The organism is Rhizobium sophoriradicis, assembly GCF_003939025.1.
In the GTDB taxonomy this organism is placed as follows: Bacteria; Pseudomonadota; Alphaproteobacteria; order Rhizobiales; family Rhizobiaceae; genus Rhizobium; species Rhizobium sophoriradicis.
Map to the genome: position 1 here is coordinate 167177 of NZ_RQIH01000013.1, position 25872 is coordinate 193048.

Below are 25872 nucleotides of genomic sequence, written 5' to 3' on the forward strand. Positions count from 1 at the left end.
CGTCCCCTGCCCCAAACTCTTATACCGCCCGCAACCCTTCAGGGCCAGCGGTTGCAATCTGGCATGGAAGCGTGAATAAAACAAGAACAATGAAGGAACGTATTTGGATATAGGCTGTGACCGGGGTTGTAGCCGATCACAGCAGAGGTGGGGCTGGAGTCGCAGCTTCAGCCGCGCTTGCGCTCGATTGCATCCCATAGCAGGGCTGCAATATCGGCGCCGCCGAATTTTTTGACCTCACGGATGCCTGTGGGCGAGGTGACGTTGATCTCGGTCATATAATCGCCGATCACGTCGATGCCGACGAGCAGGAAGCCGCGTTCCCTGAGCGCCGGGCCGATGCGTTCGCAGATTTCCTTTTCGCGCGGCGTCAGCTCGGTCGCCTCGGCGCGGCCGCCGACATGCATGTTGGAGCGGCTGTCGTGCTCGGCCGGGACGCGGTTGATGGCGCCGGCGAATTCGCCGTCGACCAGGATGATGCGCTTGTCGCCCTTGCGCACGTCGGGCAGATATTGCTGGGCGATGAAGGGCTCGCGGAACATCTGGCCGAACATTTCGAGCAGCGAGGAGAGATTGCGGTCGTCGCGGGTCGAATGGAAGACCCCGGCGCCGCCATTGCCGTAGAGCGGCTTCAGGATGATATCGCCCATCTCGTCGCGGAAGCGGCGGATTTCGGACGGATCCTTGGTGATGAGCGTCTTCGGCATCAGGTCGGAGAATTCGGTGACGAAGATCTTCTCCGGCGAATTGCGCACCCAGGCGGGATCGTTGACGACGAGCGTCTTCGGGTGGATGCGCTCGAGCAGATGCGTCGAGGTGATATAGGCCATGTCAAAAGGCGGATCCTGGCGCAGCAGCACCACATCCATGGTGGAAAGATCGATCCGCTCGGGTGTACCGAGTTCGAAGTGATCACCCTTGACGTCGCGCAGCAGCATCGGCTCGACGCTGGCAAAAAGCTTGCCGTCGCGGAAGCTCAGGCGGTCAGGGGTGTAGTGGAACAGCCGGTAGCCGCGCGCCTGCGCTTCCAGGCTCATGGCGAAGGTGGAATCGCCTGCGATATTGATGCCGGCGACATGATCCATCTGGACCGCTACATTGGTGATCTTGGCCATTTCCGTCCCTCGCTGAATGCCGGACAGATGTAGGTCGGCCCGGTATCAAACGCAACGGTCAATCAAGGCTGCGACAGCACCGATGTTCAGGCGGCAATGCCCTGGTTGCCGTTGCTGCGCAGCAGGTTGCGCAGACGGTAGGCGATCGCCAGGGGCTTCGGGAAGGGCTTGCGCAGGAAGGCGACCTTGCGGACGTAATTGTCGACCCGCCAGCTTGCCCAGGTTCCGCCAGCGAAAAAGGCGACGTCGCCGGCGCACAAGGTTCGTTCGGTGCCGTCCTCGGCGGTGATATGGACCTCGCCTTCGAGGATCATTACCGTCTCGTCCCAGCCGAAAAACCATCGGAATTCGCCCGCCGTGCAGTCCCAGATCGCCGTCAGCGAGGCCTCGTCATGGCCGCGCGAATGTTCGGCGGTGCGCGCCTCAGGATTGCCGCTGATAATCCAATCGGGATTGATCGGCGTCGATTTCAGCGGCAGCAGGTCGCTCGCATGGGCGATGAAGGATTTGCCGGCCGGCTTCGCCACGGCATAAGGCACCGAACGCGCGGCCATGGCGACCGCACTTGCAAACATCAGCTTCCAGGCCATGAAACAACCCCCAATTCTTGCCCCTACAGAGATTGCCATAGCGGAGAGTCGTAAGAAGCCGGTTCAAATCGAAACTAAAATTTTAACGGTCCGAAAGCTTGGCGAAGCGGGGAATGACTAAAGCTCTTTGATTTTATGCATGTCGTTGTCCCGGAACCGCTGCACACTTCCGGGCGACATGCATTAAAACGCGTCCGGAAAATGGCGCGGCAGCCGGCCGGGCGTGACCGCGACGATATCATAGCGCTGGGAAAGACGGGCCTGATCGGCCTGGCGGGCGAGCCAGAGATCGCTTGCCGCCCTTATCCGCTTCTGGGCGGCGGCGGAGACGGCGTCGACGGCCGCGGCCTCGCCGTGGCGGGACTTGACCTCGACGAAGACGGCGAGATCGCCCTTGCGGGCGACGATATCGATCTCGCCAAGCCGGGTGCGGTGGCGCAGCGCCAGGATGCGATAGCCCTTCAACATCAGGAAGACGGCGGCGACATATTCCGACATCAGGCCGCGGCGCAGCGCCTTTCTTCGGACGGCAGTGAGGTCGTTATCGCCCATCGGCGCCCTTCATCTCCAAGAGGCGCTGATAGAGCGCCTTGCGCGGCAGGCCGGTGAGACGGGCGGCCTCGGTGGCGGCCTTTGCCGTGGGCATCGACTTGGCGAGGTCGGCCAGCACGGCCTCGACGTCGGCCTCCGGCGTTTCCACAGGTTGCGGCGGACCGACGACAAGAACGATCTCGCCCTTGACGTTGTCCACCTCTTGATAATGCGCAGCAAGATCCGCCAGCGTGCCGCGTCGGAACTCCTCATAGGTCTTGGTCAGTTCGCGGCAGACGGAGGCCGGGCGCGTGCCGCCCAGCACATCGGCGGCAGCGAGAAGCGTGGCGCCGATGCGATGCGGCGATTCAAAGAAGATCAGCGTCGCGGGGGCTGCGGCAAGTTCGCCCAGGCGGTCGCGGCGGGCCTTGTCCTTGGCCGGCAGAAAACCGGCGAAGAGGAAGGCGTCGTTCGGCAGGCCGGAGCCGACAAGGGCTGCAAGCGGCGCCGAGGCGCCGGGGATTGGGACGACACGATAGCCGGCCGCGATCGCCTGCTGTGCCAGCCGATAGCCGGGGTCGGAAACCAGCGGCGTGCCGGCATCCGACACCAGCGCCACCGAGCGGCCGGCTTCGAGCGCCTGGAGGAGCCGCGGACCAGCCTCGTCGGCATTGTGCTCGTGATAGGCGAAAGGACGGTTCTGGATGCCGTAGCGGTCGAGCAACACGCGGGTGACGCGTGTATCCTCGCAGGCGAGAACGTCGGCGCCGGCCAGCGTTTCCAGCGCGCGCAGCGTGATGTCGCCGAGATTGCCGATGGGCGTGGCGACGAGATAGAGCGCCGGCTCCAGCGGCCGCGCCGGCACCGCCATATTGTGCAGGCGGAAACTTCGCCGCGTGGCCGTCTCCGCCGTCGTTTCCTCGTTCATGCCCTTTGCTTTCGTCCCGCCGTCGTCGAACCTTATGGGGGAACCTTTATGGGCGAGCCACGGCGCTTCGGCAAGGGTTCGGATTTCTGTGAGGATTGCTCCGGAAAACCGGAAATGCGGGCCTCCAGCCGCCCATGCCTCTTGCAAACCGGTGCTGAAGTCTGCCATTTTGCCCGTCCACTCCCCCGACCTCAATCGGGAAAGCATTCTTCGGGTGCTCGATGCGCCCGGACAGTCACGGTCGAAAGCGGTAGCATCCCATGCGTATTACTATTGAGCGGTCAAACCTGTTGAAATCGCTGAACCACGTCCACCGCGTGGTCGAACGTCGCAATACGATCCCGATCCTTTCCAACGTACTGCTCAAGGCCGACGGCCAGAACCTCGACATGAAGGCGACCGACCTCGACCTCGAGATCACCGAGGCGACGCCTGCCAGCGTCGAACAGGCCGGCGCCACCACCGTTCCCGCCCATCTTCTCTACGATATCGTCCGCAAGCTTTCCGACGGCTCGGAAGTGCTGCTGGCGACCAGCACCGACGGCGGCTCGATGACCGTGCAGTCCGGCCGCTCGAAATTCTCGCTGCAGTGCCTGCCGGAATCCGATTTTCCCGACCTGACCGCCGGCACCTTCACCCATTCCTTCAAGCTGAAGGCGTCCGATCTGAAGATGCTGATCGACCGCACGCAGTTCGCCATCTCGACCGAGGAGACGCGGTATTACCTCAACGGCATCTTCTTCCACACGATCGAGAGCAACGGCGAGCTGAAGCTCAGGGCAGTCGCGACCGACGGCCACCGGCTGGCGCGCGCCGATGTCGACGCGCCCTCCGGCTCCGAGGGCATGCCGGGCATCATTATTCCGCGCAAGACGGTCGGCGAGCTGCAGAAGCTGGTCGACAATCCGGAAGCGATCGTCACCGTCGAGGTTTCCGACGCCAAGATCCGCATGACGATCGGCTCGATCGTGCTGACCTCGAAGCTGATCGACGGCACCTTCCCTGACTATCAGCGCGTCATCCCCACCGGCAACGACAAGGAAATGCGCGTCGACTGCACGAGCTTCGCCCAGGCCGTCGACCGCGTCTCGACCATCTCTTCCGAGCGCGGCCGCGCCGTGAAGCTGGCGCTCTCCGAGGGGCAGCTGATGCTGACCGTCAACAATCCCGATTCCGGCAGCGCAACGGAAGAAGTCGCCGTCGGCTACGACACCGATGCGATGGAAATCGGCTTCAATGCCAAGTACCTGCTCGACATCACCGCGCAGCTTTCCGGCGAGGAAGCGATTTTCCTGCTGGCCGATGCCGGCTCGCCGACGCTGATCCGTGACACGGCCGGCGACGATGCGCTTTATGTGCTGATGCCGATGCGAGTCTGACGGGAACGAAGGCGGCCGCTTTCGGTTTTCCTCCTGCCCAGCAGGAGGATTCCAGCATGAAAAAGACGGGAGCGGTGCGCATCGGCATATCCGGCTGGACTTATGCGCCTTGGCGCGGGCAATTCTATCCGGAAGACCTGCCGCAGAAGCAGGAGCTTTCCTACGCCGCACGTCACTTCCGTTCGATCGAGATCAACGGCACCTTCTACGGATTGCAGAAGCCCGATAGCTTCGGCCGCTGGCGGGACGAAACGCCTGATGATTTCGTCTTTGCGGTCAAAGGGCCGCGCTTCATCACCCATTTGCGGCGGCTGAAGGAGATCGAGGCGCCGCTTGCCAATTTCTTCGCCTCTGGGCTGCTCAGGCTCGGCCCCAAGCTCGGGCCGATCCTCTGGCAATTCCCGCCGAACATGGCCTTCGATCCCGATCGCTTCGACACCTTCCTGTCGCTGCTGCCGCACGATCACGACGGGGCAATAGCGCTTTCGAAGCGGCATGACGAGCGCCTCAAACAGGCCTGGCTCAAAAGCGACGGGCACCAGCCGATCCGCCATGCGCTCGAAATCCGCAACGATAGCTTCCGCTGCGCCGCGTTCATCGACATGCTCCTGCGACACAAGGTCGCGCTCGTTTGCGCCGACACGGTAAAATGGCCGCTGCTGATGGATATTACCGCCGACTTCATCTATTGCCGCCTGCATGGTTCCGAACAGCTCTATGTCAGCGGCTATGAAGACGAAGCGCTTAATATATGGGCAGAGCGCATCCGCGCCTGGACAGGCGGCGGAGAGCCTGACAATGCGACGCGCGTTCTGGATCCCCTGCCGGGGCGCGCCAGGGGCCGCGACGTCTATCTCTATTTCGACAATACCGACAAGAAACTGCGCGCACCGATCGACGCCGGTCACCTGGCCGAAAGACTTGCCGATCTCATGCCGCGTTCCCATCGAAACGCCGCATGAGCTGTTGATGCAAATGTCCTTGTTGCGAAAATCCTTGTCGCGAGAGCGACAAGCAGCATAATAACACAGTCGATCAACGTGCGGATGGGTGGAGAATGCGCTTACGGGTCAAGGTGAAGGAACATTTCGGCAAGAGATTCGATGAGGAAATCCGCTTCTTCCGCGGCATGATGCAGGGGCCGAAGACGGTAGGCTCGATCGTGCCGACCTCCTCGATCACCGCCAGGCGCATGGCCAGCGTCATCGATATGCATTCGGGGCTGCCGGTCCTCGAACTCGGCCCCGGCACGGGCGCCATCACCAAAGCGATCCTCGGCCGCGGCGTGAAGCCGGACAATCTGGTGGCGATCGAATATTCGACGGACTTCCACCAGCACCTGCTGCGAACCTATCCGGGCGTGCACTTCATCAACGGCGACGCCTTCGATCTCAAGACCACGCTTGGCGCGTTCGGCGACCAGACATTCGATTGCGTCATCTCCTGCATTCCGCTGCTGAACTTCCCGATGGCGATGCGCATCGCGCTGTTGGAAAGCCTGCTCGACCGCGTGCCTACCGGCCGGCCGGTGGTGCAAATCTCCTACGGCGCGATCTCGCCGATCGCCGCCAATGCCGATCGCTACCACATCCAGCATTTCGACTTCGTCATGCGCAACATTCCGCCGGCGCAGCTCTGGATCTATAAGCGCGGCTGAGATGTTCGGGATCTATATCACCCATCCGCAAGTCAGGATCGATGCCAACGTGCCGGTGCCGAAATGGGGGCTTTCCGATGTCGGCGCGGCGCGTGCCCGCAAAGCGGCCGAGAGCGACTGGTCGAGGCTATTGCGACGCATCGTCTCCAGCGACGAGACAAAGGCGATCGAGACGGCCGAGATATTGGCTGCAGCCTCCGGCGTGACGATCGAGATCGTCCATGGCATGCACGAGAACGACCGCTCGGCCACCGGCTTTCTGCCGCCGCCGCAATTCGAAGAGGCGGCCAACTGGTTTTTTGCGCATCCGGAAGAAAGCTTCAAAGGCTGGGAGCGTGCCGTCGATGCGCAGGCCCGAATCGTCGAAGCGGTGAATACGGTTCTCGCCACGCATGATGCGACTGCGCCCATTGCCTTCGTCGGCCATGGCGGCGTCGGCACTCTGCTCAAATGCCATCTGGCCGGCAGGCCGATCGGCCGCGATCGCGATCAGCCGCCTGGCGGCGGCAATCTCTACGCCTTCGGCCTTGCGGATCGCCATTTATCATGCGACTGGACACCCATCGAAGACTGGCGGGGGTGAGTTGAAATGGACGCACGCGAGCGGCTGATCGTCGGCCTGGATGTTCCAACGATCGGCGAGGCGGAAAGATTGGTTTCCACGCTCGGCGACGACATTCTCTTCTACAAGATCGGCTATCAGCTCGTCTTTGCCGGCGGTCTGGAATTCGCCCGCGATCTTGCCGCAAGCGGCAAGAAGATCTTTCTCGACATGAAGCTGCTCGACATCGACAACACTGTTGCTTCAGGTGTCGAGAACATCGCCAGGATGGGCATGTCGATGCTGACGCTGCACGCCTATCCGAAAGCAATGAAGGCGGCGGTCGAGGCCGCGGCCGGCTCCGGCCTCTGTCTGCTTGGGGTCACCGTGCTCACCTCGATGGATGCCGATGATCTTATCGACGCCGGCTACAGCCAGGATCCACACAGCCTGGTGCTGCGCCGCGCCGCTCAGGCGCGCGCGGCCGGCATGGGTGGTATCGTCTGTTCGGCAGCGGAAGCGGCCGAAGTGCGCGAGGTCCTTGGACCCGACATGGCGATCGTCACACCCGGCATTCGCCCGACCGGCAGCGACCATGGCGACCAGAAGCGGGTGATGACGCCGTTCGACGCATTGAAGGCGGGGGCAACCCACCTCGTCGTCGCCCGTCCGATCGTCAAAGCGCCCGATCCCCGGCATGCCGCCCGCGCCGTCCTCAATGAGATGGTCGGCGCGCTCTGGCCGGCAAACCGCTGACGAGAACCAAAGGGAGAAGATCATGGCCAAGGGATATTGGATTGCCCGCGTCGACGTTCGCGATGCCGAGCGCTACAAGGATTATGTGGCGGCGGCCAAGCCCGCCTTCGAAAGATACGGCGCGAATTTCCTGGCACGCGGCGGCGCGATCACCGAGCTCGAAGGAAGGTCCCGCGCCCGCAACGTCGTGATCGAATTCCCCTCGGTGCAGCATGCGGTCGATTGCTACAATTCGCCGGAATACCAGATCGCCGCCAAGATCCGCCAGGAAGCGGCGGATGCGGAAATGGTCGTCGTCGAAGGCGTCTGAAGCACCCTCGCATCCGCAAAACTCGGCACGCGATGGGCCTTCCCGTCGCGCTGGGATTGGGCTAAGACGGAGCCGATACAGCATCCCGCACAGCCTTTCGAGGAGCCTGCCATGACCCTTGCCAACCTGCCGCCGCTCGTCACCGTGTTCGGAGGGTCCGGCTTCGTGGGCAGGCACGTGGTCCGGGCGCTTGCCAAGCGCGGCTATCGCATCCGCGTTGCGGTACGACGCCCCGATCTCGCCGGCTTCCTGCAGCCGCTCGGCAATGTCGGCCAGATTTCCTTCGTGCAGGCGAACCTGCGTTACCGCAATTCGATCGACCGCGCCGTCGAGGGTGCAAGCCACGTCGTCAACTGCGTCGGCATTCTGCACGAGACCGGCCGCAACACTTTCGACGCCGTGCAGGAATTCGGCGCCCGCGCGGTCGCCGAGGCGGCACGCAATGCCGGCGCCAGCCTCGCCCATATTTCGGCGATCGGCGCCAACGCCAATTCCGATTCGGACTATGGCCGCACCAAGGGCCGCGCCGAAACGGCCATCCTCTCCATCAAGCCCGATGCGGTGATCTTCCGCCCCTCGATCGTCTTCGGGCCGGAAGACAGCTTCTTCAACAAATTTGCCGACATGGCGCGCATGTCGCCGGTCCTGCCGCTCATCGGCGACGGCAAGACGAAGTTCCAGCCTGTTTATGTCGAGGACGTCGCCGAGGCGGTCGCCCGCGCCGTCGACGGCAAGGTATCCTCCGGCAAGGTCTATGAACTTGGCGGGCCCGAGGTGCTGAGCTTTCGCGAATGTCTCGAGACGATGCTGAAGGTGACGAGCCGCAAGAACCCGTTCATCTCCCTGCCCTTCGGCATCGCGTCGATGATCGGCAGCATCGCCTCGCTGATCCCGTTCGTGACGCCGCCGATCACCCCGGACCAGGTGCGCCTGCTCAAGCGCGACAATGTCGTCTCCGCCGAAGCCGAAGCGGAAGGCCGCACGCTGAAGGGCCTCGGCATTGCGCCGACCATGGTGGCCTCGGTGCTCGAATCCTACCTGGTGCAGTATCGTCCGCACGGCCAGTACACCGGCTCCGGCAAGGCTGCCTGAACAACTTGCTGCCTTCGACACAACGCCGTTCGCGCCCAGCGCGGACGGCGTTTTTGCGTGTTCGCCTGAAGCAAAGGCGGCGCAAGTCTCAAATGTTGTCGTGCCGGTCATATCAAGTGCAGTTGCATAAAAGACGCAGCGGAAATTTTGTGGAATTAACGCCAAATTTAGCAGGAACGTTTATTGCTATTTGCCATTCCACTGACTACCAAACCCCGCGCGTCTCCAACGGACTCGACGCCTGCGAAAGCGTGCGGCAATCACTGTGAAAGGCATTTCTCGATGGGCAAGTCAATCGCGCTCCTGTTTGCGTGTGCGGCGCTGGTTATCCTTGCAGGCTCCTTCGTAGCGTCCGGTTCGGTCGCAGCGGTAAAGGGCGGCTGCTCGCCGGCCTACGGCGTCGATCCTTGCTCGACGGCTTCGATCAGCCATTGACGAAAAGGCCGGGTCTCGACGCCGGCCTCATAGAGACAGATAGCGGCCGGAGCGTCTGAATCAGGACGTTCCCAAATGAACGCTTCGTCTTGGCGGCTTCAAAGCAGCGGATACTTACTCTCTCAAACATTACTGGACCGTTTGCGCCTGTCGCTTGCAAGTCACTTCGCGACATCTGACGGGCAATTGCATCCGCGCCTGGGAGATGCGCGAATGCAATGCGGTGGAGACGGTTCAGGCGATCAGGCCTGTTGTGGCCATGCCGAGCAGCAAAACGCCGAGAATGATGCGGTAGACGGCAAACAGCGTGAAGCGGTTGCTCCTGATATAGGCGAGCAGCCATTTGACCGCGATGAAGGCGACGATGGTGGAGACGACGAAGGCGATGGCGAGCGCCGTCCAGTCTTCGCCGGCCGCGCCGCCGTCCTTGAAGGTCTTCAGCAGTTCATAGCCGCTTGCGGCATACATTGTGGGGATGCCTACGAGGAAGGCGAATTCCGTCGCCGCGGCGCGGTTGCCGGTGCCGGCGAGCATGGCGACGAAGATCGTGGCGCCGGAGCGCGAGGTTCCCGGAAAGACGCCGGCAACGATCTGGGCAATGCCGACCAGGATGGCGACGAGCCAGGTGATCTCCTTATGAGGCGCCTTACGCGCGGCCGCCCATTCGGCAAAAATCATCCAGATGCCGCCGATGATCAGCGCCCAGGCAATCGGCGTCGCAGTCTCCGGCAGTTCAAAGCCGAGTCTCTTAACGACGAACCCAAGGATTGCGGTGATGAGAAAGGCGACAATCAGCTTGGCGGCATAGTCACGGTTCGCCGGCTCGCGCCAGCCGAGCACCAGATCTAGCAGGCGACGCCAGTAGATGATGGTCACCGCCAGGATGGCGCCGGCTTGAATGACAATGTTGAACATGTCCGACCGATGGCCGAGCCATTGCTCCGCAATGATGAGATGGCCGGTGCTCGAGATCGGCAGAAACTCGGTGATCCCCTCGATGACACCGAGAAGGACGGCATTGATATAGTCCATAAATTGTCTCCGGTTTAAATGTCAGTCGGACTTGAACAGCGCTAGAGCCGATCAGGCGCTGCATCTATCCTCAATCGCAAGACGGTTGTTTTGTCCCTTGTCAGATGGCGTGAAAGCCGATTCGCTTGTATTGGCCGGGCCAAGCTCCTATAGCTTCAACCAATGAGTCACGACTAAGGCGCTATAAACGAGCTGCCACACAGTCCTGTAACAGCAATCATAAAGCCCGAGTATCGATGCCCACGCTTTATCATCATCCCATGTCCTCCGCATCTCGCTTCGTCCGGCTGATCCTGGCCGAATACGGCTATCAGGCGGATCTGATCGAGGAGCAGACATGGGAGAAGCGCCGGGATTTCCTGGCGCTCAATCCAGCCGGCACGCTGCCGGTCTATGTCGACGACAGCATGCGCGCGCTTTGTGGCGCGACCGTCATTTCCGAATATCTCGACGAGACGCACGGAGTATTGAAGCGCGACCGGAGGCTGCTCGCCGAGGACCCTTTCCAGCGGGCGGAAATTCGCCGGCTGAGCGAATGGTTCATGCAGAAGATGGAAAACGACGTGACGAAACCGCTCGCCCGCGAGCGTGTCTACAAGTTGCAGATGACCACCGATCAGGGCGGCGGAGCGCCGGATTCCAAGGTTTTGCGCACGGCACGCGCGAATATCCGCCAGCATATGCGTTATCTTACCTGGCTTGCCGGCTCGCGTCAGTGGCTGGCTGGCGAGCGGATGAGCTATGCCGATCTTGCCGCTGCCGCCTCGATCTCGATCCTCGATTATCTCGGCGAAATCGAGTGGGCCGAGGCCCCTGTCGTCAAGGAATGGTATCAGCGGCTGAAGTCGCGCCCCTCCTTCCGGCCGATGCTGACGGAGCGCGTGCGCGGCCTGACCCCGGTTTCGCATTATGCCGATCTGGATTTCTGACGAGGGCGCTTCATGCCCGACAATGATGATAAAGAGCGCCGCCGCCGCGACAATTTGACCGAGTTCGTCCGGGCGGAATCCGCCGCCAAGGGATTCGATCTGTGCCGCATCACCCGCCCGGATGCGATCCCGGAAGCGAAAGAGCGCCTCGGCCAGTTCATCGATGCCGGGCGCCACGGGACGATGGAGTGGATGGCGGAGACGCGCGAGCGGCGCGGCGATCCGCTGACGCTCTGGAGCGAGGTCCGGTCCGTCGTCGTCTTCGGCCTCAACTATGCCCCGGAGGAGGATCCGCGCGGCATCCTCGACAAGCCGGACAAGGCAGCGATATCAGTCTATGCCCGCAACCGCGATTATCACGACATCATCAAGGGCCGGCTGAAGGAGATCGCCACGCGTTTTGCGGCACGCGCCGGCGCCGACGTTAAAGTGTTCGTCGATACCGCGCCTGTCATGGAAAAACCGCTGGCGGCGGCCGCCGGCCTCGGCTGGCAGGGCAAACACACCAATCTCGTCAGCCGTACGCATGGGTCCTGGCTGTTTCTCGGCAGCATGTTCACCACCGCCGACCTTGCCGTCGATGCGCCGGAAACGGACCATTGCGGATCGTGCCGCGCCTGCCTCGACATCTGTCCGACGGCTGCCTTCCCGGCGCCCTATCAGATCGATGCGCGCCGCTGCATCTCCTATCTGACCATCGAGCACAAGGGGCCGATCGATCCCGATCTCAGGCCGCTGATCGGCAATCGCATCTATGGCTGCGACGACTGTCTTGCCGTCTGTCCCTGGAACAAGTTCGCGATCTCCGCCTTCGAAATGAAGCTGAAGGCGCGGGAAGATCTGAAGGAGCCGTCTCTTGCTTTTCTGCTGACGCTCGACGACGCCGCCTTCCGCGCCTTCTTCAGCGGTTCGCCGGTGAAGCGGATCGGCCGCGACCGCTTCATCCGCAATGTGCTGATCGCCGCCGGCAATTCCGGCGAGACGGCACTCATTGCACAATGTCGCGAGCTCGCCGGCGATGCCGCCCCGGCGGTGCGCGGCATGGCGGTGTGGGCGCTTTCGCGGCTGATGGAGGCTGGCGAATTCTCCATCTTTGCCGCACAAAGGACCGATGAGAGCGACGACGATGTGCTGAACGAATGGCGGTTGGCGGGAGTGGACTGATGCATGTGATGATCTTTGGCTGCGGCTATTCCGGCACGGCGATCGCAAAGGCCTTCGCGGGACAGGATGTGCGCGTGTCCGGCACCACGCGTTCGGCCGACAAGATGGAGGGCTTGCGCGATGGCGGCATCGACGCGTTCCTGTTCGACGGCGAGACCATGGACGACGACTTATGCCGCGCGCTGGAGAGCGTCACCCATCTCGTGCAATCGATCGCGCCCGGAAAGGCCGACCCGCTGCTGCGACTGTTGGGCGAAGACAGCGCCCGTTTCCTGCCCCGGCTCGAATGGATCGGCTATCTCTCCACAGTCGGCGTCTATGGCGATCACAAGGGGGCGTGGGTGAGCGAGGAAACGCCCTGCGAGCCGGTTTCCGGACGATCAAAGGAGCGGCTCGAGGCCGAACAGGGCTGGCTGGCGATGGGCCGGGAGCGCGGTGTGCCGGCGGCGGTGCTGCGCCTTTCCGGCATTTATGGGCCGGGGCGCAACGCCTTCTGCAATCTGGACAAGGGCACGGCACGGCGCCTGATCAAGAAGGACCAGGTTTTCAACCGCATCCGCGTCGAAGATATCGGTGCGGCGACCCGCTTCCTGTCCGAACGCGGCCTCGGCGGCATCTATAATGTCACCGACGACCGGCCCGGCCCGCCGCAGGATGTGATTGTCGAGGCGGCCCGCCTGATGGGCGTCGAACCGCCGCCGGAGCAGGCTTTCGAAGCCGCAGAACTGACGCCGATGGCACGCACCTTCTACGGCGAAAACAAGCGCGTTTCGAATGCGAAACTCAAGAAGGCGGGCTTCGAATTCTCTTTCCCGACCTTTCCGATGTCGCTTGCACAATTGTGGCAGGACGGACGCTGGCGCGGCTAGAGGCGGTAGCGACCACGGCTGGCGGGCTCACCCAAAAGGAGTAGGAAATTCCTACTTTGCGCGATCAGAGCGACAAATTTCGCTCTCTATTATAGTTAACGGCCTTTAAATTTGCCCAAATGTGGCAATAAATTTGGCAAAGCGAGAAAAGAATTTTCGCGGTTTTTGTGAATGGCGGCACTGCAGGCTCCTCCCCGAAAAATTCATTCTCTTTTTTACTGATTTCATTATGTTTTTTCCACTCTGACGGGTCGCTGCCTATTTCCGTCATTATATCAATATGCTCACAAATGTTACAGTTTGTAACACTCCGTGAACAAGAACGGCACTTTTTCGCCACTTTTGAGCAGATTTAAGCCCCGCCGCCTGCAAGGGCGTGAGTTCAATAGTTGAGGGATACTCTGTTTTGAAGAAAATAGGTCGTTCTATTATCGCTGCCGTAACTATTGCGGCCTGCTCTTTCCTGCTTCCGGCGGAGAGTTTTGCTGGAAATGGCTGCGGCGGTGCTTCATGGTACGCGCTTCGCTCCAAAACTGCTTCCGGGGAACGTATGAACCCCGCCATCTTGACTGCCGCACATCGTTCGCTCGCGTTCGGCACGAAGGTGAAGGTCACCAACCGCAACAATGGCCGCACCGTCGTCGTCCGCATCAATGATCGCGGTCCGTTCATTCGTGGACGCGTCATCGATCTGTCGCGCGCCGCCGCCCAGAATATCGGCATGGTGAGCTCGGGCACGGCGAAGGTCTGCTACCAGGTGATCAGCTAAGGCGTACAGCGCCGCACAACCGGCTGCGCCCTGACCGGCGCTTGCTCTTGCCGCCAATCGCGGTTACCACGCGGTTGAAACTTGTAAACAGTCCGCCCGGCCTGTGTGCGGATCGTTCACAGGTCATGGCAATAGGAGATATGTGAATGCGTCTGGGCGGCCGCCTCGAAGGGGCGATTTCTGTGCTCGCGGATATCGATGCCCGCAAGCGGCCCGTCGCCGACGCGCTCAAGGACTGGGGCCTCGCGCACCGCTTCGCGGGTTCCGGCGATCGTGCGGCGATCGGCAATATCGTCTACGACGCCTTGCGCATGCGGCTTTCCCATGCGTGGCTGATGAATGACGACAGCGCCGCGGCCATCGCCCACGCCGTGATGTTCCGCCAATGGGGCTTCACGCCCGATCGCCTCGCCACCGAATTGGCGGACGACAAGTTTGCGCCGCCGCCGCTTTCCGCTGATGCCCTCGCCGCCTTTGCGAGCCGCTCGCTCGACGATGCGCCGCCGCATATACGCGGCGATATTCCCGAATGGATCCAACCCTCCTTCGAACAGGCCTTCGGCACCGGCTGGCTCACAGAGGCACAGGCGCTCGCGGCGCGTCCAACACTCGATCTGCGCGCCAACATCCTGAAGGCCTCCCGCGACAAGGCCGTCAAGGCGCTCGAACGCGCCGGCGCACATGCTGCGAAGATCGCCCGCTACGGCATCCGGATTGCCGCCGGCGAAGGCGCCTCGCGCCTTCCCAACGTGACGGCAGAGCTTTCGTTCCAGAAAGGCTGGTTCGAAGTTCAGGACGAGGGCTCGCAGATCGTCGCCGACCTGGTGCTCGCCAAGGACGGCGAACAGATTCTCGACTATTGCGCCGGCGGCGGCGGCAAGACCCTCGCCATGGCGGCCGCCATGCAGAACAAGGGACAGGTTCACGCCTATGACGCCGACCGCAAGCGGCTGGCGCCGATCATCGAACGGCTGAAGCGGGCGGGCACGCGCAATGTCCAGGTGCACGATGACGCCAGGGGCCTTTCCGGCCTTGCCGGGCGCTGCGACAAGGTGCTGGTCGATGCGCCCTGCACCGGCACCGGCACATGGCGCCGCCGCCCCGATACGAAATGGCGGCTAACGGCAAAGAACCTCGACGAACGCACCGCCCAGCAGCAGGATGCGCTGGCGCAGGCGAGCGGCTTTGTCAAACCGGGCGGCGAGCTGATCTATGTCACCTGCTCGGTTCTGCCTCAGGAAAACGAGGAACAGGTGCGCCGTTTTACCGCCGGCAATGCTGATTTCCAGATCGTCAGCGCCCTGCCCGCCTGGGACGCGCTCTTCGGCAAAGAGGCCCCGCGGCCGCACTCGTCCGACGCCCAGACGGTGACGCTGACGCCTGCTTCCACCGACACGGACGGTTTCTTCTTCTGCCGCATGCAGCGGAAGGGCTGATGCCGCTTAGCAGCGATGGTAACGGGCGGCGGAATGACGCTGCGCCAGCGCAGTTGCTGCCGGTTTTTCAAGCAGATGAGGTCCAGAAAAAGCCGACTTGCCGGCACCGATCCATCCTTAAAATCATTCCAAACTAGAGCGTTTGACACCAGTTTGCTTTTGCGCGAAGAGACGGAGCCCCGATTAGACGGAAGATCCGTCACAGGAGAGGATCATGAAGCTCAAGAAATTCCGCGCAGCCGTGCTGGCGATTGCCCCCGCCACCCTGCTCGCCCTTCCCGCGCATGCCGCCACCGATGCGGCCGCCGTGGTGAAACATTATGCCGATGTGGCGCATGCGAAATATGAGGACTCGCTGACGACGGCAAAGGCGCTCGATGCCGCGATCAACGCCTTTCTGAAGGCGCCGACCGACGCGACGCTGAAGGCCGCCCGGGATGCCTGGATCAAGGCGCGCGTGCCTTACCAGCAGACGGAAGTCTACCGCTTCGGCAATCCTGTTGTCGACGAGTGGGAAGGCAAGGTCAACGCATGGCCGCTCGATGAAGGCCTGATCGACTATGTCGATCCCTCCTACGGCAGCGAGAGCGACGAAAACTCCCTCTATGTGGCCAATGTCATCGCCAACAAGACGATCAAGATCGACGGCAAGGATGTCGACGCCTCGAAGCTGACGCCGGAATTCCTCTCCGGCACGCTGCAGGAAGCCGGCGGCATCGAAGCCAATGTGGCAACGGGCTACCACGCTATCGAATTCCTGCTCTGGGGCCAGGATCTCAACGGCACCGGTCCCGGCGCCGGCAATCGCCCCGCAACGGATTACGATCTGAAGAACTGCACGCACGGCAATTGCGATCGCCGCGCCGAGTATCTGAAGTCCGCCTCTACGCTGCTCGTTTCCGACCTGCAGGAAATGACCGACAGCTGGAAGCCGGACGGGGCTGCGACGAAGAACGTCGAAGCCGATCCGAAGGCCGGTCTCGTCGCGATCCTGACGGGCATGGGTTCGCTCTCCTACGGTGAGCTTGCCGGCGAGCGCATGAAGCTCGGGCTGCTGCTGCACGATCCGGAGGAAGAGCATGATTGCTTCTCCGACAATACCTACAACTCGCATCTCAACGACGCGATCGGCATCGCCGCCGCCTATACCGGCAACTATACCCGCGTCGACGGCACCAAGCTCAGCGGCCCGTCGCTGCACGACCTCGTGGCCGCCAAGGACAAGGCGCTCGATGCCGAGATGGAAGGCAAGCTCAACAAGACGCTCGATGCGATGAACGCCATGGCCAAGCGCGGCGAGACGGTCGAGAAGTACGACCAGATGATCGCCGAAGGCAACAAGGAAGGCAACGCCGTCGTCCAGGCCGCCATCGACGGGCTGATCGACCAGACGAAGTCGATCCAGCGCGTTATTGCCGCACTCGATCTCGGCACGGTTCAGCTTGAAGGTTCCGACAGCTTGGATAATCCTAACGCCGTCTTCAAATAAGCAAAAAGGCGGGCCGCTTCGAAAGCCGAGGCGGCCCGAACCCTGAAATGCCATCTATTGCCTCCCTCATTCCTGTGTCCTCAGGGCCTCGCCCGAGGGATGTCACAGGAATCCAGCCACGGCGCGTCCGCGCCGTGAATGACTCGGTCAGGGGGGAGTCTTCCGCGCCCAAGGACTTGGGCGCACTGGATTCCTGTGACAAGCACAAGAATGTGGGAGTCGAAAGGGAAGCGCGGACCAGCACCCTCGAACTTGCCGCTCGAAAACTTCCCTTACCCCTCCGCATCGCCGCTTTCGCTGCGCTTGCAGGCGCGCCCGTCGCCTTTGCCGCCGGTTTCGATCTGCCGACGAAACGCACCGACCTTTCCGACGCCGATCTGAAACGCGTCGCCGATGTGACGCGGCCGACAGCCGATTTTTCCATGGCCGAACAATACGAAGCAATGCAGGCGGGTGCGACGACCTCGGTCGATCCGGTCACCGAAGACAGCTTCTCGCATATTTCGGCCAATATCCCCTTCGAGGAAGAGCAGGATTTCAAGCTCGGCAATGCGCTCTTCCGCAAGCTCTGGGTTTCCTCGCCCTCCTCGACGCAGGCCTCCGATGGGCTTGGGCCGCTTTTCAACGCCCGCTCCTGCATGAGCTGTCATGTCAATGACGGCCGCGGCAAACCGCCGGAGGGGGGGCCGAGCGCCGTCTCGATGTTCCTGCGGCTTTCCCGCGCCGCCAGGACGCCGGAAGAAGAAAGGGCGATCGCAAGCGCTGACATTCTCAATTTCCCCGATCCGGTCTATGGCCGTCAGCTGCAGGATCTTGCCGTGCCCGGCCTTGCCGCCGAAGGGCGGATGGCGATCCGCTACGATGAGGAAACGGTAAGGCTTGGCGACGGGGAGACGGTCTCGCTGCGCCGGCCGCATTATGCGGTGACGGATCTTGCCTATGGACCTTTCGATGCATTAACGACGATCTCGGCGCGTGTCGCCCCCGCCATGATCGGCCTCGGGCTGATCGAGGCGATCCCTGAGGCCGACATCCTTGGCCATGCCGATCCCGACGATGCCGATGGCGACGGCATCTCCGGCAAGGCGGCGATCGTCCGCGATCATCGCAGCCGTGAGATCGCGCTCGGCCGCTTCGGCTGGAAGGCGCAGAACGCCACGGTGCGCGACCAGAATGCCGACGCCTTCGCCAACGATATCGGCATCTCCACGCCCGACCATCCGGACGCGCATGGCGATTGCACCAAGGCGGAGGAGAAATGCCTCGATATGCCGACCGGCGTGCAGAAACGACTGGGCGAGGAAGAAGCGCCGGGGCCCATTCTCGATCTCGTGACCTTCTATTCGCAAAATCTTGCCGTGCCGGCCCGCCGCCGGGCGAGCTTCCCTGAGACGCTGAAGGGCAAGCGGATTTTCTACGAAACCGGCTGCATTTCCTGCCATGTGCCGAAATTCGTCACGCGCAGGGATTCGCCTGACAAGGCGCAATCCTTCCAGCTGATCTGGCCCTATTCCGATTTTCTGCTGCACGACATGGGTGACGGGCTTGCCGACGGGCAGCAGGTCGGGCTTGCAAGCGGACGTGAATGGCGCACGCCACCGCTATGGGGTATAGGACTGACCCGTACTATCAGCGGGCACAGCTTTTTCCTGCATGACGGCCGTGCGCGGGATCTCACCGAGGCGATCCTCTGGCACGGCGGCGAAGCCGAAAAGGCCCGCAACGCTTTCTCCGCCCTGTCGCGAGACGACAGGGCGGCCCTGATTACATTCCTGGAGTCACTTTGATGCGCCCTTGGCACCCCCTGCTCTGCCTCACTCTGATCGGTCTTGCCACATCGGCGGCCGCCCAGACCGCCGCTCCTCCGGCAGGGATGAACGAGGATGCCGTTCCCTCCGTCATGCAGCGCGCCGTCGACGAAGTGATCCGCCCGGGCTATCGCAACATGCAGCAATCGGCCGCCCGGCTGACGACGGCGATGAAGGATCTCTGCGACGGCGGCACGCAGCAGACGCTCGACAAGGCGAAATCCGCATTCGACGATACGATCCGCTACTGGTCGATCATCGAGATCGTCCAGACCGGGCCCGTCATCCAGGACAATCTCTTCGAGCACATCCTGTTTTATCCGGATCGCAAGGGCGTCGGCCTGAAACAGGTGCAGGCGCTGATCGCCAAAGCCGATCCGAAGGATGCGACGGTCGATGCGATCGCCGGCAAGAGCGTGGCGCTGCAGGGCCTGACGGCGCTGGAATACGTGCTTTACGGCAACGGCTCGGAAAATCTCGTCGGGCAGAAGGGCGGCTTCCGCTGCCTTTACGGCGCCGCCGTCGCCGGCAATATCCAGCGTGAGGCCGGCGAAGTCGTCGCCGCCTGGGAAAAGCCGGACGGGGTGCAGGCGAGCTGGAAGCACCCCGGCCCGCAGAGCAATGATTTCATGGACAACAAGGAGGCGGTGACCGCGCTGCTCGGCATTCTCGTGCACGGCGCCGAGAATGTCCGCGATCAGCGGCTGGAACAGTTCTACAAGGGCAAGGACACCGCGCCGCGGCCGCGCATGGCGATCTACTGGCGTTCGAAAAATACGTGGAAGTCGATGGCCGCCAATCTGGAAGGACTGCGCACGCTCTGGCAGAAGGCCGGCATGGCCGAGCTTCTGCCGCCGGACAAACGGTCGATTGCCGCTTCGATCGACGAGGATTTCAAATCGCTGCTCGACAGCGTGCCGAAACTCAATCCTGATATAGACGCCGCCACCAGCGATGCCGAAAAGGCCAAGCTCGACACGCTTTTGGCCGAAAGCCGTGATCTGATCACCAGGATCAGCGACGAATATGGCGCGGCCATCGGGCTGTCGGCCGGCTTTTCCTTTTCGGACGGAGACTGAAGCGATGATGCAAAGCGCCCCGATCAACCGACGCAGTTTCGTCAAGGCGGCAGGGATCGGCTTCCTGGCGAGCCTGGCGCCAAGGTCGCTGCTGGCGCTTGAACGGGCCGATGCGGTCTATGCCTCGGGCATTCGCACGGCAAACGGTTCCTTTGCCATCGCGACCGTGACCGAGCGTGGCGAGATCATCGATCAGGTGGCGCTTCCCGCCCGCGCCCACGGAATGGCCTTCAGCGCCGCCACCGGCAAGACGGTCGCCTTCGCGCGCCGGCCGGGCACCTATGCGATGATCTTCGACCCACGAGATAAGGGCGAGCCGATCGTCATCAACTCCCGGGAAGACCGCCATTTCTTTGGGCACGGCGCCTTCTCGCCCGATGGCCGGATCCTCTACGCCAGCGAGAATGATTTCGACGGCAATCGCGGCATGATCGGTCTCTATGACGCAACCGATCGCTTCACCCGCATCGGCGAATACGAGACCTATGGCATCGGTCCGCACGATATGACGGTTTCCGATGACGGGCGTCTTCTCATCGTCGCCAATGGCGGCATCGAGACACATCCGGATTTCGGCCGCACCAAGCTCAATCTCGCCGCGATGCAGCCGTCGCTGGCGCTGATCGATGCGGCAACCGGCGCCTTGATCGAAAAACACGTGCTGCCGGCCGAATGGTCGCAGCTGTCGACCCGCCATGTCGACCTCGACGGCGACGGCCGCATCTGGTTCGCCTGCCAGTACGAAGGCCACCGCAAGGATCTGCCGCCACTCGTCGGCCATTTCGCCAAGGGGGAGGATCTTTCCTTCGTCGCGCTGCCGGAGGAGACGACGAGGAGGCTCGCCAACTATGTCGGCGCGATCGCCGTCAACCGCGGCGAAGGTCTCGTCGGCATCACCTCGCCGAAGGGCGGCGCCTCGGTGACCATCGACGCAAAAACGGGCAAGGTGCTGGCCGAGATCGTCGTTCCAGAGGCGGCCGGCATCGCGCCGGCGAGAGATGGCTTTGCCGTCTCCTCCTATGACGGCGATTTCCTTTCGAGGCGCAGCGATGTCGCCTGGGATCAGCACATCGTCCGGGTCTCTCAGCGGGTGCGCGCATAGGCCTTCTGCTCGGCGCTGACGCTCGATGCCGCGGCTCTTGCCGCCTCATGCAGCCATTCAGGTCCCCGGGCCTGCAGATCCTGCAGGATCGCTGCGGCCGCAGCCGCATCATCGGAATGGCAATTGGCGATCTCGAAGCCCATCAATTCGAGCATTGTCGGCGAAAGCAGGATCTCCGGATGCTTGTCGATCTCGATCTTGCGGCTGTTCGGCGAAAGCCGGCGCACGAGGATGCGGCCGCAGACGCGATAGTGAGGATCGGCCGAGCGCGCCCGCCCGGCGGCGATTTCGCCCGCACGGATCGTCACATCAAGCGGCCTGTGGCGAAGCGACCAGGCCGACGGCACCAGCGCCTTCGCCTCGCGCAAGACCGGCCCGCCCTGCCATTCGGCATAGGCGACGAAACGCGGGCGGCCGAGGCTGCCGGTGCCGGCGCTGCGCGGCTTGGCCGTGAAGGAGCCTGCCCCGGGCGGCAATGCGCCGGCGAGCGCCTCGCTATAGGCTGCCGGCGCCTTCTTCTTGCCCGCAGGCAGCATCTCGCATTTTTCCCAGAATTCCCGGCGTTCGGAATTCGGCAGCATCAGCGCCTTGCGCAGCCATTTGTGGTCGCGCTCGAGGATGACGGGCAGCGGATTTTCAAGGCCTCTGCGATAACCGCCGAGGATCAGCTCGCCGATCATCCGAACCGAGGGACCCTTGCCGTTGCGCGCCAGGATGGCGCTTGCCGCAAGGCGAACGAGATCCAGCGCATAGCGCATCACCGCCGCATCGTCGAAATCATTGACGCCCCAGACGAGCCGGCCCTCGCTATCGCGCCAGGTGCCGAAATTCTCCAGATGCGCATCGCCAATCGCCAGCACTGCGGGCGCGCGGCCGAGCTCCGGGCAGATATCGAGGATGATTTCGCACCAGCGCCAATAGGTGGCGCGCAGGAAGACGAAATCGTCGCTGCGCATCCACCCGTGCTTTTCCTTAAGATCGTCCTTGACGAGATCGGCCCCGAGCTCGCCGGCCAGCCAGGTCTCGAAATTCCGAACCGATTGCGATATCGTCGTCATGGCGCCGGCGCTCCCTCATTTCGAGATAGAATGCCGGAGAATACCCGCTGAGCGCGAAGCTGCAATCGTCTTCGCGGGGCATACGGGGCAACAGCACGGCGAAAGGTTGCGCTGGCGACACGCCTTGACGTTTCAATCGCCGTCCGGATCGATTTCAGCAATGTCCAGCTTGTCGAATCCGGCCCGCCATGCCACTTTCCCGGCTTCGAGAGGGGCAGCCATGAGCGAGACTGACAGGGGCGATTTCCGCGCGCGAATCCGCCGCAACTTTGCGCGCCAGGCGGCGATGCAGACGATCGGCGCGGAGCTGACGCGCGTCGAGCACGGCGTCGTCGAAATCGAGCTTCCCTTCGACATTAAACTGACGCAGCAGCACGGCATCCTGCACGCCGGCATCATTTCCGCCGCGCTCGATTCGGCCTGCGGCTTTGCCGCCTACAGCGTGATCGACCCGGAAGCCTCGATCCTGACGATCGAATTCAAGGTCAATCTCATGTCGCCGGGACGCGGCGAGCGCTTCCTGTTTCGCGGCGAAATCACCAAGCCGGGCTCCACCATCATCGTCGCCGACGGGCGAGGCTACGCGATCAGCGACGGGCCGGCGAAACTCATCGCCTCCATGACCGGAACGATGATGGTCATCCGCGGCAGAGAAGGAATTACGGGATGAAGTTCGAACTGAAATCGGTCGCGGGAAAATCCATGCTGTTCGTCATGGCGGCAGAGGCCGAATACGGCCCCTTCCTGCGTTCGCGCATCGAACCCTTGATGACCGGCGTCGGTCCGGTCGAGGCAGCCGTCGCGCTGACCAAGACGCTGGCGCGGCTCGATGCCGCCGACGACCTGCCGGATCTCGTCGTTTCGCTCGGCTCGGCCGGCTCGGCGAAACTGGAGCAGACCGAAATCTATCAGGTAACCTCGGTTTCCTACCGCGACATGGACGCCTCGCCGCTCGGCTTCGAAAAGGGCCGGACACCCTTCCTCGATCTGCCGGCGACGCTCGAACTGCCGCTGCGCATTCCCGGCATTGCGGAGGCAAGCCTTTCCACGGGCGGCAATGTCATCTCGGGTGCTGCCTATACCGACATCGACGCCGACATGGTCGACATGGAGACCTATGCGGTGCTGCGTGCCTGCCAGGGCTACAAGCTGCCGCTGATCGGCCTGCGCGGCATTTCCGACGGCGCCGTCGAACTGCAGCACATCTCCGGCTGGACCGAATATCTGCATATCGTCGACCGCAAGCTCTCCTACGGCGTCGACAGCCTGTTCACGGCGCTGGAGGACGGGGTTTTCTGGTTCTAGGCCCTGAAAGCCGCGCGTATTGCAGACGCGCGAGGGACAATCGGAACAATAAAAACCGGATGCCGCCGATTTCCCGGATTGCCAGGCGAAGCGCTTTTCATTAAAGCCTCGACATGACCCAGACAGCACATCCCGACTCCGTTCTCATCGTCGATTTCGGCAGCCAGGTGACCCAGCTCATCGCACGGCGCGTGCGCGAGGCCGGCGTCTATTGCGAAATCGTTCCCTTCCAATCGGCCGAAGAGGGCTTCAAGCGCCTTCAGCCGAAAGCCGTGATCTTGTCCGGCAGCCCGGCCTCGACGGTGGACGAGGGATCGCCGCGGGCGCCTCAGATCATCTTCGACAGCGGCCTGCCGGTCTTCGGCATCTGCTATGGCCAGCAGACGATGTGCATGCAGCTCGGCGGCAAGGTCGAAAGCGGCCATCACCGCGAATTCGGCCGCGCCTTCCTCGATGTCGATAAGGACTGCCAGCTGTTCGAGGGCCTCTGGTCGTCCGGCTCGCGCCATCAGGTGTGGATGAGCCATGGCGACCGCGTGACGGCGCTGCCCGACGGTTTCGAGGTGGTCGCCACCTCCTCCAACGCGCCCTATGCCTTCATCGCCGACGAGAAGCGCAAATATTACGGCGTGCAGTTCCACCCCGAGGTCGTGCATACGCCTGACGGCGCCAAGCTGATCGGCAACTTCATTCACAATATAGCCGGCATCAAGGGCGACTGGTCGATGTCGGCCTATCGCCAGAAGGCGGTCGACGAGATCCGCAAGCAGGTGGGCGACAAACGCGTAATCTGCGCGCTTTCCGGCGGCGTCGACAGTTCGGTCGCTGCACTTTTGATCCATGAGGCGGTCGGCGATCAGCTGACTTGCATCCTGGTCGACCATGGGCTGATGCGCAAGGACGAGGCGGCAAACGTCGTCGCCATGTTCCGCGAGCACTACAATCTGCATCTCTTACACGTCGACGCTTCCGACCGTTTCATCGGCGAACTCGAAGGCGTCAGCGATCCGGAAACCAAGCGCAAGATCATCGGCCGGCTGTTCATCGAAACTTTCGAGGAAGAGGCAAAGAAACTCGGCGGCGCCGATTTCCTCGGCCAGGGCACGCTCTATCCCGACGTGATCGAGAGCGTTTCCTTCACCGGCGGCCCCTCGGTGACGATCAAGTCGCACCACAATGTCGGCGGTCTGCCGGAGCGCATGAAGATGCAGCTCGTCGAGCCGTTGCGCGAACTCTTCAAGGACGAGGTGCGCGCGCTCGGCCGCGAACTCGGCCTGCCAGACAGCTTCATCGGCCGACACCCCTTCCCCGGCCCCGGCCTTGCGATCCGCTGCCCCGGCGGCATCACCCGCGAAAAGCTGGAGATCCTGCGCGAGGCCGATGCGATCTATCTCGACGAAATCCGCAAGGCCGGCCTCTACGACGCCATCTGGCAGGCTTTTGCCGTGCTGCTTCCCGTCCAGACCGTCGGCGTCATGGGCGACGGGCGCACCTATGAATTCGTCTGCGCGCTGCGCGCCGTCACCTCCGTCGACGGCATGACCGCGGATTTCTACCACTACGACATGGAATTCCTCGGCCGCGCCGCAACGCGCATCATCAACGAGGTGCGCGGCATCAACCGCGTGGTCTACGACGTCACCTCCAAGCCGCCCGGCACGATCGAGTGGGAGTGACGGACCGAAGGCGGCAATAGCGTCGTTTTCGTCAGTGTTGCCGCCGCGTTGCGATCAGTGGTCGGAGCGAGAGCGCTGCTCCTGGCGCCATCGCTCCCAGCGGCGACGCAGGTCGCCCTTCCGCAGGCCGTTGGTCGCTTCCAGCACCTCGATCTCGATCATGCGATCGGTTCGGAAGTGACGGAAGTCCTGCCTCAGCTCGCACCAGGCAACAATCAAACGCGTTGCTTCACCGTAACCGAGGATGATCGGCCACACGATCCGCTCGGTCCCCTCCCCAGTATCGGATCGATAGCGCAGGCGAAGCTTTCGATCTTCGCGGATTGCCCGCCGCAGTTCGTTCGAGTCGACCATGTCCGTCGGAGCGATCCTGCCAGGCTTTGCTCCAACGCTTGGCTCGGCGATGTATGGACGCAGCCTTTCGGGTATAACGTCGGCGATCTTGCTGAGTACGTCCTGTGCCGCTGCGGATAACGCCTTATCGCCGCGTGTTGCGACCCATTGCGTACCCAGCACGATCGCCTCGATCTCGTCGGGCGTCAGCATCAAGGGCGGCATGTCATAGCCAGGATCGAGCACATAGCCGAAGCCGGCCTCTCCGACGATGGGAACGCCTTGGCCGATCAGGTCGGTGATATCGCGATACACCGAGCGCCTGGACACTTCGATCTCCTCGGCTATTGCCGCGGCAGTCACCGGCCGGTTCGTACGGCGCAGGATCTGAATGATCTGAAACAGGCGATCGGCTTTGCGCATTGCTGTTGACTCCTGTTGCCATAATGCTGGCAACAGGCCTGTGCGACAAGGCCCTCAGCGATGCTG

At 62.6% G+C, this 25872-nt stretch carries 27 protein-coding genes; 20 read left to right on the plus strand and 7 right to left on the minus strand.

The window, feature by feature from the left end; genetic code table 11:
• Nucleotides 1–167: 167 nt before the first annotated feature.
• From gshB to rsmI, 4 genes are all read right to left on the minus strand, one after another.
• On the minus strand, nt 168–1115 hold the full coding sequence (gene gshB / locus EFR00_RS22280) for a glutathione synthase (RefSeq protein WP_009994659.1): 948 nt from the start codon (nt 1113–1115) through the stop codon (nt 168–170).
• A gap of 86 nt (nt 1116–1201) precedes the next feature.
• The gene (locus EFR00_RS22285) at nt 1202–1705 is read right to left on the minus strand and encodes a cupin domain-containing protein (protein ID WP_077991254.1); all 504 of its coding nucleotides are present in this window, start codon (nt 1703–1705) and stop codon (nt 1202–1204) included.
• Between the two features lie 183 nt (nt 1706–1888).
• Nucleotides 1889–2257, minus strand: a complete 369-nt coding sequence (locus EFR00_RS22290) for a YraN family protein (protein ID WP_009994657.1) — start codon at nt 2255–2257, stop codon at nt 1889–1891.
• Entirely contained in the window at nt 2247–3164 is a 918-nt protein-coding gene (gene rsmI, locus EFR00_RS22295) for a 16S rRNA (cytidine(1402)-2'-O)-methyltransferase (RefSeq protein WP_077991310.1), read from the minus strand. Before rsmI ends, EFR00_RS22290 begins: the two co-directional genes overlap by 11 nt.
• A 260-nt stretch (nt 3165–3424) precedes the next feature.
• Here rsmI and dnaN point away from each other — a divergent pair, with 260 nt between their 5' ends.
• From dnaN to EFR00_RS33110, 8 genes are all read left to right on the plus strand, one after another.
• Entirely contained in the window at nt 3425–4543 is a 1119-nt protein-coding gene (dnaN, locus tag EFR00_RS22300) for a DNA polymerase III subunit beta (protein WP_077991255.1), read from the plus strand.
• A 56-nt stretch (nt 4544–4599) separates the two neighbouring features.
• Nucleotides 4600–5505 carry a DUF72 domain-containing protein gene (locus EFR00_RS22305; protein WP_077991256.1) on the plus strand — a complete coding sequence of 302 codons (906 nt, stop codon included), beginning with the start codon at nt 4600–4602 and terminating at the stop codon, nt 5503–5505.
• A 95-nt stretch (nt 5506–5600) separates the two neighbouring features.
• Nucleotides 5601–6200 carry a phospholipid N-methyltransferase PmtA gene (pmtA, locus tag EFR00_RS22310; protein ID WP_077991257.1) on the plus strand — a complete coding sequence of 200 codons (600 nt, stop codon included), beginning with the start codon at nt 5601–5603 and terminating at the stop codon, nt 6198–6200.
• 1 nt (nt 6201) lies between these two features.
• A complete protein-coding gene (locus tag EFR00_RS22315; protein ID WP_077991258.1) occupies nt 6202–6783 on the plus strand; it encodes a histidine phosphatase family protein in 582 nt (193 codons plus the stop codon).
• A gap of 6 nt (nt 6784–6789) precedes the next feature.
• Nucleotides 6790–7497 carry an orotidine-5'-phosphate decarboxylase gene (gene pyrF, locus EFR00_RS22320; RefSeq protein ID WP_009993837.1) on the plus strand — a complete coding sequence of 236 codons (708 nt, stop codon included), beginning with the start codon at nt 6790–6792 and terminating at the stop codon, nt 7495–7497.
• A 22-nt stretch (nt 7498–7519) separates the two neighbouring features.
• A complete protein-coding gene (locus EFR00_RS22325; RefSeq protein WP_038686354.1) occupies nt 7520–7807 on the plus strand; it encodes a DUF1330 domain-containing protein in 288 nt (95 codons plus the stop codon).
• Nucleotides 7808–7918: 111 nt separating this feature from the next.
• On the plus strand, nt 7919–8899 hold the full coding sequence (locus EFR00_RS22330; protein WP_077991260.1) for a complex I NDUFA9 subunit family protein: 981 nt from the start codon (nt 7919–7921) through the stop codon (nt 8897–8899).
• 282 nt (nt 8900–9181) lie between these two features.
• Nucleotides 9182–9334 carry a hypothetical protein gene (locus tag EFR00_RS33110; protein WP_003570911.1) on the plus strand — a complete coding sequence of 51 codons (153 nt, stop codon included), beginning with the start codon at nt 9182–9184 and terminating at the stop codon, nt 9332–9334.
• A gap of 234 nt (nt 9335–9568) precedes the next feature.
• Here EFR00_RS33110 and EFR00_RS22335 read toward each other — a convergent pair whose 3' ends face one another.
• A complete protein-coding gene (locus tag EFR00_RS22335; RefSeq protein WP_038686350.1) occupies nt 9569–10366 on the minus strand; it encodes an undecaprenyl-diphosphate phosphatase in 798 nt (265 codons plus the stop codon).
• A 236-nt stretch (nt 10367–10602) separates the two neighbouring features.
• Here EFR00_RS22335 and EFR00_RS22340 point away from each other — a divergent pair, with 236 nt between their 5' ends.
• From EFR00_RS22340 to EFR00_RS22380, 9 genes are all read left to right on the plus strand, one after another.
• Entirely contained in the window at nt 10603–11295 is a 693-nt protein-coding gene (locus tag EFR00_RS22340; RefSeq protein WP_009990869.1) for a glutathione S-transferase family protein, read from the plus strand.
• 12 nt (nt 11296–11307) lie between these two features.
• Nucleotides 11308–12459 carry a tRNA epoxyqueuosine(34) reductase QueG gene (gene queG, locus EFR00_RS22345; protein ID WP_077991261.1) on the plus strand — a complete coding sequence of 384 codons (1152 nt, stop codon included), beginning with the start codon at nt 11308–11310 and terminating at the stop codon, nt 12457–12459.
• Nucleotides 12459–13328 carry an SDR family oxidoreductase gene (locus tag EFR00_RS22350; protein ID WP_077991263.1) on the plus strand — a complete coding sequence of 290 codons (870 nt, stop codon included), beginning with the start codon at nt 12459–12461 and terminating at the stop codon, nt 13326–13328. The genes queG and EFR00_RS22350 overlap by 1 nt, the downstream gene beginning before the upstream one ends.
• A gap of 406 nt (nt 13329–13734) precedes the next feature.
• Nucleotides 13735–14097 (plus strand): septal ring lytic transglycosylase RlpA family protein, encoded by a 363-nt coding sequence (locus tag EFR00_RS22355; protein ID WP_038686341.1) that lies wholly within the window; start codon nt 13735–13737, stop codon nt 14095–14097.
• A 146-nt stretch (nt 14098–14243) separates the two neighbouring features.
• The gene (locus EFR00_RS22360) at nt 14244–15533 is read left to right on the plus strand and encodes an RsmB/NOP family class I SAM-dependent RNA methyltransferase (protein WP_077991264.1); all 1290 of its coding nucleotides are present in this window, start codon (nt 14244–14246) and stop codon (nt 15531–15533) included.
• A gap of 214 nt (nt 15534–15747) precedes the next feature.
• Nucleotides 15748–17022 (plus strand): imelysin family protein, encoded by a 1275-nt coding sequence (locus EFR00_RS22365; protein ID WP_077991266.1) that lies wholly within the window; start codon nt 15748–15750, stop codon nt 17020–17022.
• Nucleotides 17023–17069: 47 nt separating this feature from the next.
• Entirely contained in the window at nt 17070–18809 is a 1740-nt protein-coding gene (locus EFR00_RS22370) for a di-heme oxidoreductase family protein (RefSeq protein WP_183738971.1), read from the plus strand.
• Nucleotides 18809–19909 carry an imelysin family protein gene (locus EFR00_RS22375; protein ID WP_077991268.1) on the plus strand — a complete coding sequence of 367 codons (1101 nt, stop codon included), beginning with the start codon at nt 18809–18811 and terminating at the stop codon, nt 19907–19909. Before EFR00_RS22370 ends, EFR00_RS22375 begins: the two co-directional genes overlap by 1 nt.
• A gap of 4 nt (nt 19910–19913) precedes the next feature.
• Entirely contained in the window at nt 19914–21011 is a 1098-nt protein-coding gene (locus EFR00_RS22380) for a DUF1513 domain-containing protein (RefSeq protein ID WP_077991270.1), read from the plus strand.
• Here EFR00_RS22380 and EFR00_RS22385 read toward each other — a convergent pair.
• The gene (locus tag EFR00_RS22385; protein WP_077991272.1) at nt 20993–22069 is read right to left on the minus strand and encodes a DUF2252 family protein; all 1077 of its coding nucleotides are present in this window, start codon (nt 22067–22069) and stop codon (nt 20993–20995) included. The two genes, EFR00_RS22380 and EFR00_RS22385, sit on opposite strands and share 19 nt — an antisense overlap.
• Before the next feature lie 220 nt (nt 22070–22289).
• On the opposite strand from EFR00_RS22385, the gene EFR00_RS22390 reads away from it, so the two are divergent.
• The 3 genes from EFR00_RS22390 to guaA all read left to right on the plus strand — a co-directional run bounded on the left by EFR00_RS22390 (nt 22290) and on the right by guaA (nt 25050).
• The gene (locus EFR00_RS22390) at nt 22290–22739 is read left to right on the plus strand and encodes a PaaI family thioesterase (protein ID WP_010028223.1); all 450 of its coding nucleotides are present in this window, start codon (nt 22290–22292) and stop codon (nt 22737–22739) included.
• On the plus strand, nt 22736–23374 hold the full coding sequence (locus EFR00_RS22395) for a 5'-methylthioadenosine/S-adenosylhomocysteine nucleosidase (protein WP_010061097.1): 639 nt from the start codon (nt 22736–22738) through the stop codon (nt 23372–23374). The genes EFR00_RS22390 and EFR00_RS22395 overlap by 4 nt, the downstream gene beginning before the upstream one ends.
• 113 nt (nt 23375–23487) lie before the next feature.
• Nucleotides 23488–25050, plus strand: a complete 1563-nt coding sequence (gene guaA, locus EFR00_RS22400) for a glutamine-hydrolyzing GMP synthase (RefSeq protein WP_039617411.1) — start codon at nt 23488–23490, stop codon at nt 25048–25050.
• A gap of 54 nt (nt 25051–25104) precedes the next feature.
• Here the strand turns inward: guaA and EFR00_RS22405 are convergent, their stop codons facing one another.
• On the minus strand, nt 25105–25806 hold the full coding sequence (locus EFR00_RS22405) for a helix-turn-helix transcriptional regulator (protein WP_009994382.1): 702 nt from the start codon (nt 25804–25806) through the stop codon (nt 25105–25107).
• Nucleotides 25807–25872 lie beyond the last annotated feature (66 nt).

Bases quoted from the DNA above. Each gene is read 5' to 3' on its own strand.
- EFR00_RS22335 (WP_038686350.1), bottom strand. From the start codon at position 10,366: ATGGACTATATCAATGCCGTCCTTCTCGGTGTCATCGAGGGGATCACC.
- EFR00_RS22395 (WP_010061097.1), top strand. From the start codon at position 22,736: ATGAAGTTCGAACTGAAATCGGTCGCGGGAAAATCCATGCTGTTCGTC.
- EFR00_RS22340 (WP_009990869.1), top strand. From the start codon at position 10,603: ATGCCCACGCTTTATCATCATCCCATGTCCTCCGCATCTCGCTTCGTC.
- EFR00_RS22405 (WP_009994382.1), bottom strand. From the start codon at position 25,806: ATGCGCAAAGCCGATCGCCTGTTTCAGATCATTCAGATCCTGCGCCGT.
- pyrF (WP_009993837.1), top strand. From the start codon at position 6,790: ATGGACGCACGCGAGCGGCTGATCGTCGGCCTGGATGTTCCAACGATC.
- EFR00_RS22390 (WP_010028223.1), top strand. From the start codon at position 22,290: ATGAGCGAGACTGACAGGGGCGATTTCCGCGCGCGAATCCGCCGCAAC.
- EFR00_RS22305 (WP_077991256.1), top strand. From the start codon at position 4,600: ATGAAAAAGACGGGAGCGGTGCGCATCGGCATATCCGGCTGGACTTAT.
- EFR00_RS22380 (WP_077991270.1), top strand. From the start codon at position 19,914: ATGATGCAAAGCGCCCCGATCAACCGACGCAGTTTCGTCAAGGCGGCA.
- rsmI (WP_077991310.1), bottom strand. From the start codon at position 3,164: ATGAACGAGGAAACGACGGCGGAGACGGCCACGCGGCGAAGTTTCCGC.
- EFR00_RS33110 (WP_003570911.1), top strand. From the start codon at position 9,182: ATGGGCAAGTCAATCGCGCTCCTGTTTGCGTGTGCGGCGCTGGTTATC.
- gshB (WP_009994659.1), bottom strand. From the start codon at position 1,115: ATGGCCAAGATCACCAATGTAGCGGTCCAGATGGATCATGTCGCCGGC.
- EFR00_RS22375 (WP_077991268.1), top strand. From the start codon at position 18,809: ATGCGCCCTTGGCACCCCCTGCTCTGCCTCACTCTGATCGGTCTTGCC.
- queG (WP_077991261.1), top strand. From the start codon at position 11,308: ATGCCCGACAATGATGATAAAGAGCGCCGCCGCCGCGACAATTTGACC.
- guaA (WP_039617411.1), top strand. From the start codon at position 23,488: ATGACCCAGACAGCACATCCCGACTCCGTTCTCATCGTCGATTTCGGC.
- EFR00_RS22350 (WP_077991263.1), top strand. From the start codon at position 12,459: ATGCATGTGATGATCTTTGGCTGCGGCTATTCCGGCACGGCGATCGCA.
- EFR00_RS22325 (WP_038686354.1), top strand. From the start codon at position 7,520: ATGGCCAAGGGATATTGGATTGCCCGCGTCGACGTTCGCGATGCCGAG.
- EFR00_RS22385 (WP_077991272.1), bottom strand. From the start codon at position 22,069: ATGACGACGATATCGCAATCGGTTCGGAATTTCGAGACCTGGCTGGCC.
- EFR00_RS22285 (WP_077991254.1), bottom strand. From the start codon at position 1,705: ATGGCCTGGAAGCTGATGTTTGCAAGTGCGGTCGCCATGGCCGCGCGT.
- EFR00_RS22360 (WP_077991264.1), top strand. From the start codon at position 14,244: ATGCGTCTGGGCGGCCGCCTCGAAGGGGCGATTTCTGTGCTCGCGGAT.
- dnaN (WP_077991255.1), top strand. From the start codon at position 3,425: ATGCGTATTACTATTGAGCGGTCAAACCTGTTGAAATCGCTGAACCAC.
- EFR00_RS22290 (WP_009994657.1), bottom strand. From the start codon at position 2,257: ATGGGCGATAACGACCTCACTGCCGTCCGAAGAAAGGCGCTGCGCCGC.
- pmtA (WP_077991257.1), top strand. From the start codon at position 5,601: ATGCGCTTACGGGTCAAGGTGAAGGAACATTTCGGCAAGAGATTCGAT.
- EFR00_RS22330 (WP_077991260.1), top strand. From the start codon at position 7,919: ATGACCCTTGCCAACCTGCCGCCGCTCGTCACCGTGTTCGGAGGGTCC.
- EFR00_RS22370 (WP_183738971.1), top strand. From the start codon at position 17,070: ATGCCATCTATTGCCTCCCTCATTCCTGTGTCCTCAGGGCCTCGCCCG.
- EFR00_RS22365 (WP_077991266.1), top strand. From the start codon at position 15,748: ATGAAGCTCAAGAAATTCCGCGCAGCCGTGCTGGCGATTGCCCCCGCC.
- EFR00_RS22315 (WP_077991258.1), top strand. From the start codon at position 6,202: ATGTTCGGGATCTATATCACCCATCCGCAAGTCAGGATCGATGCCAAC.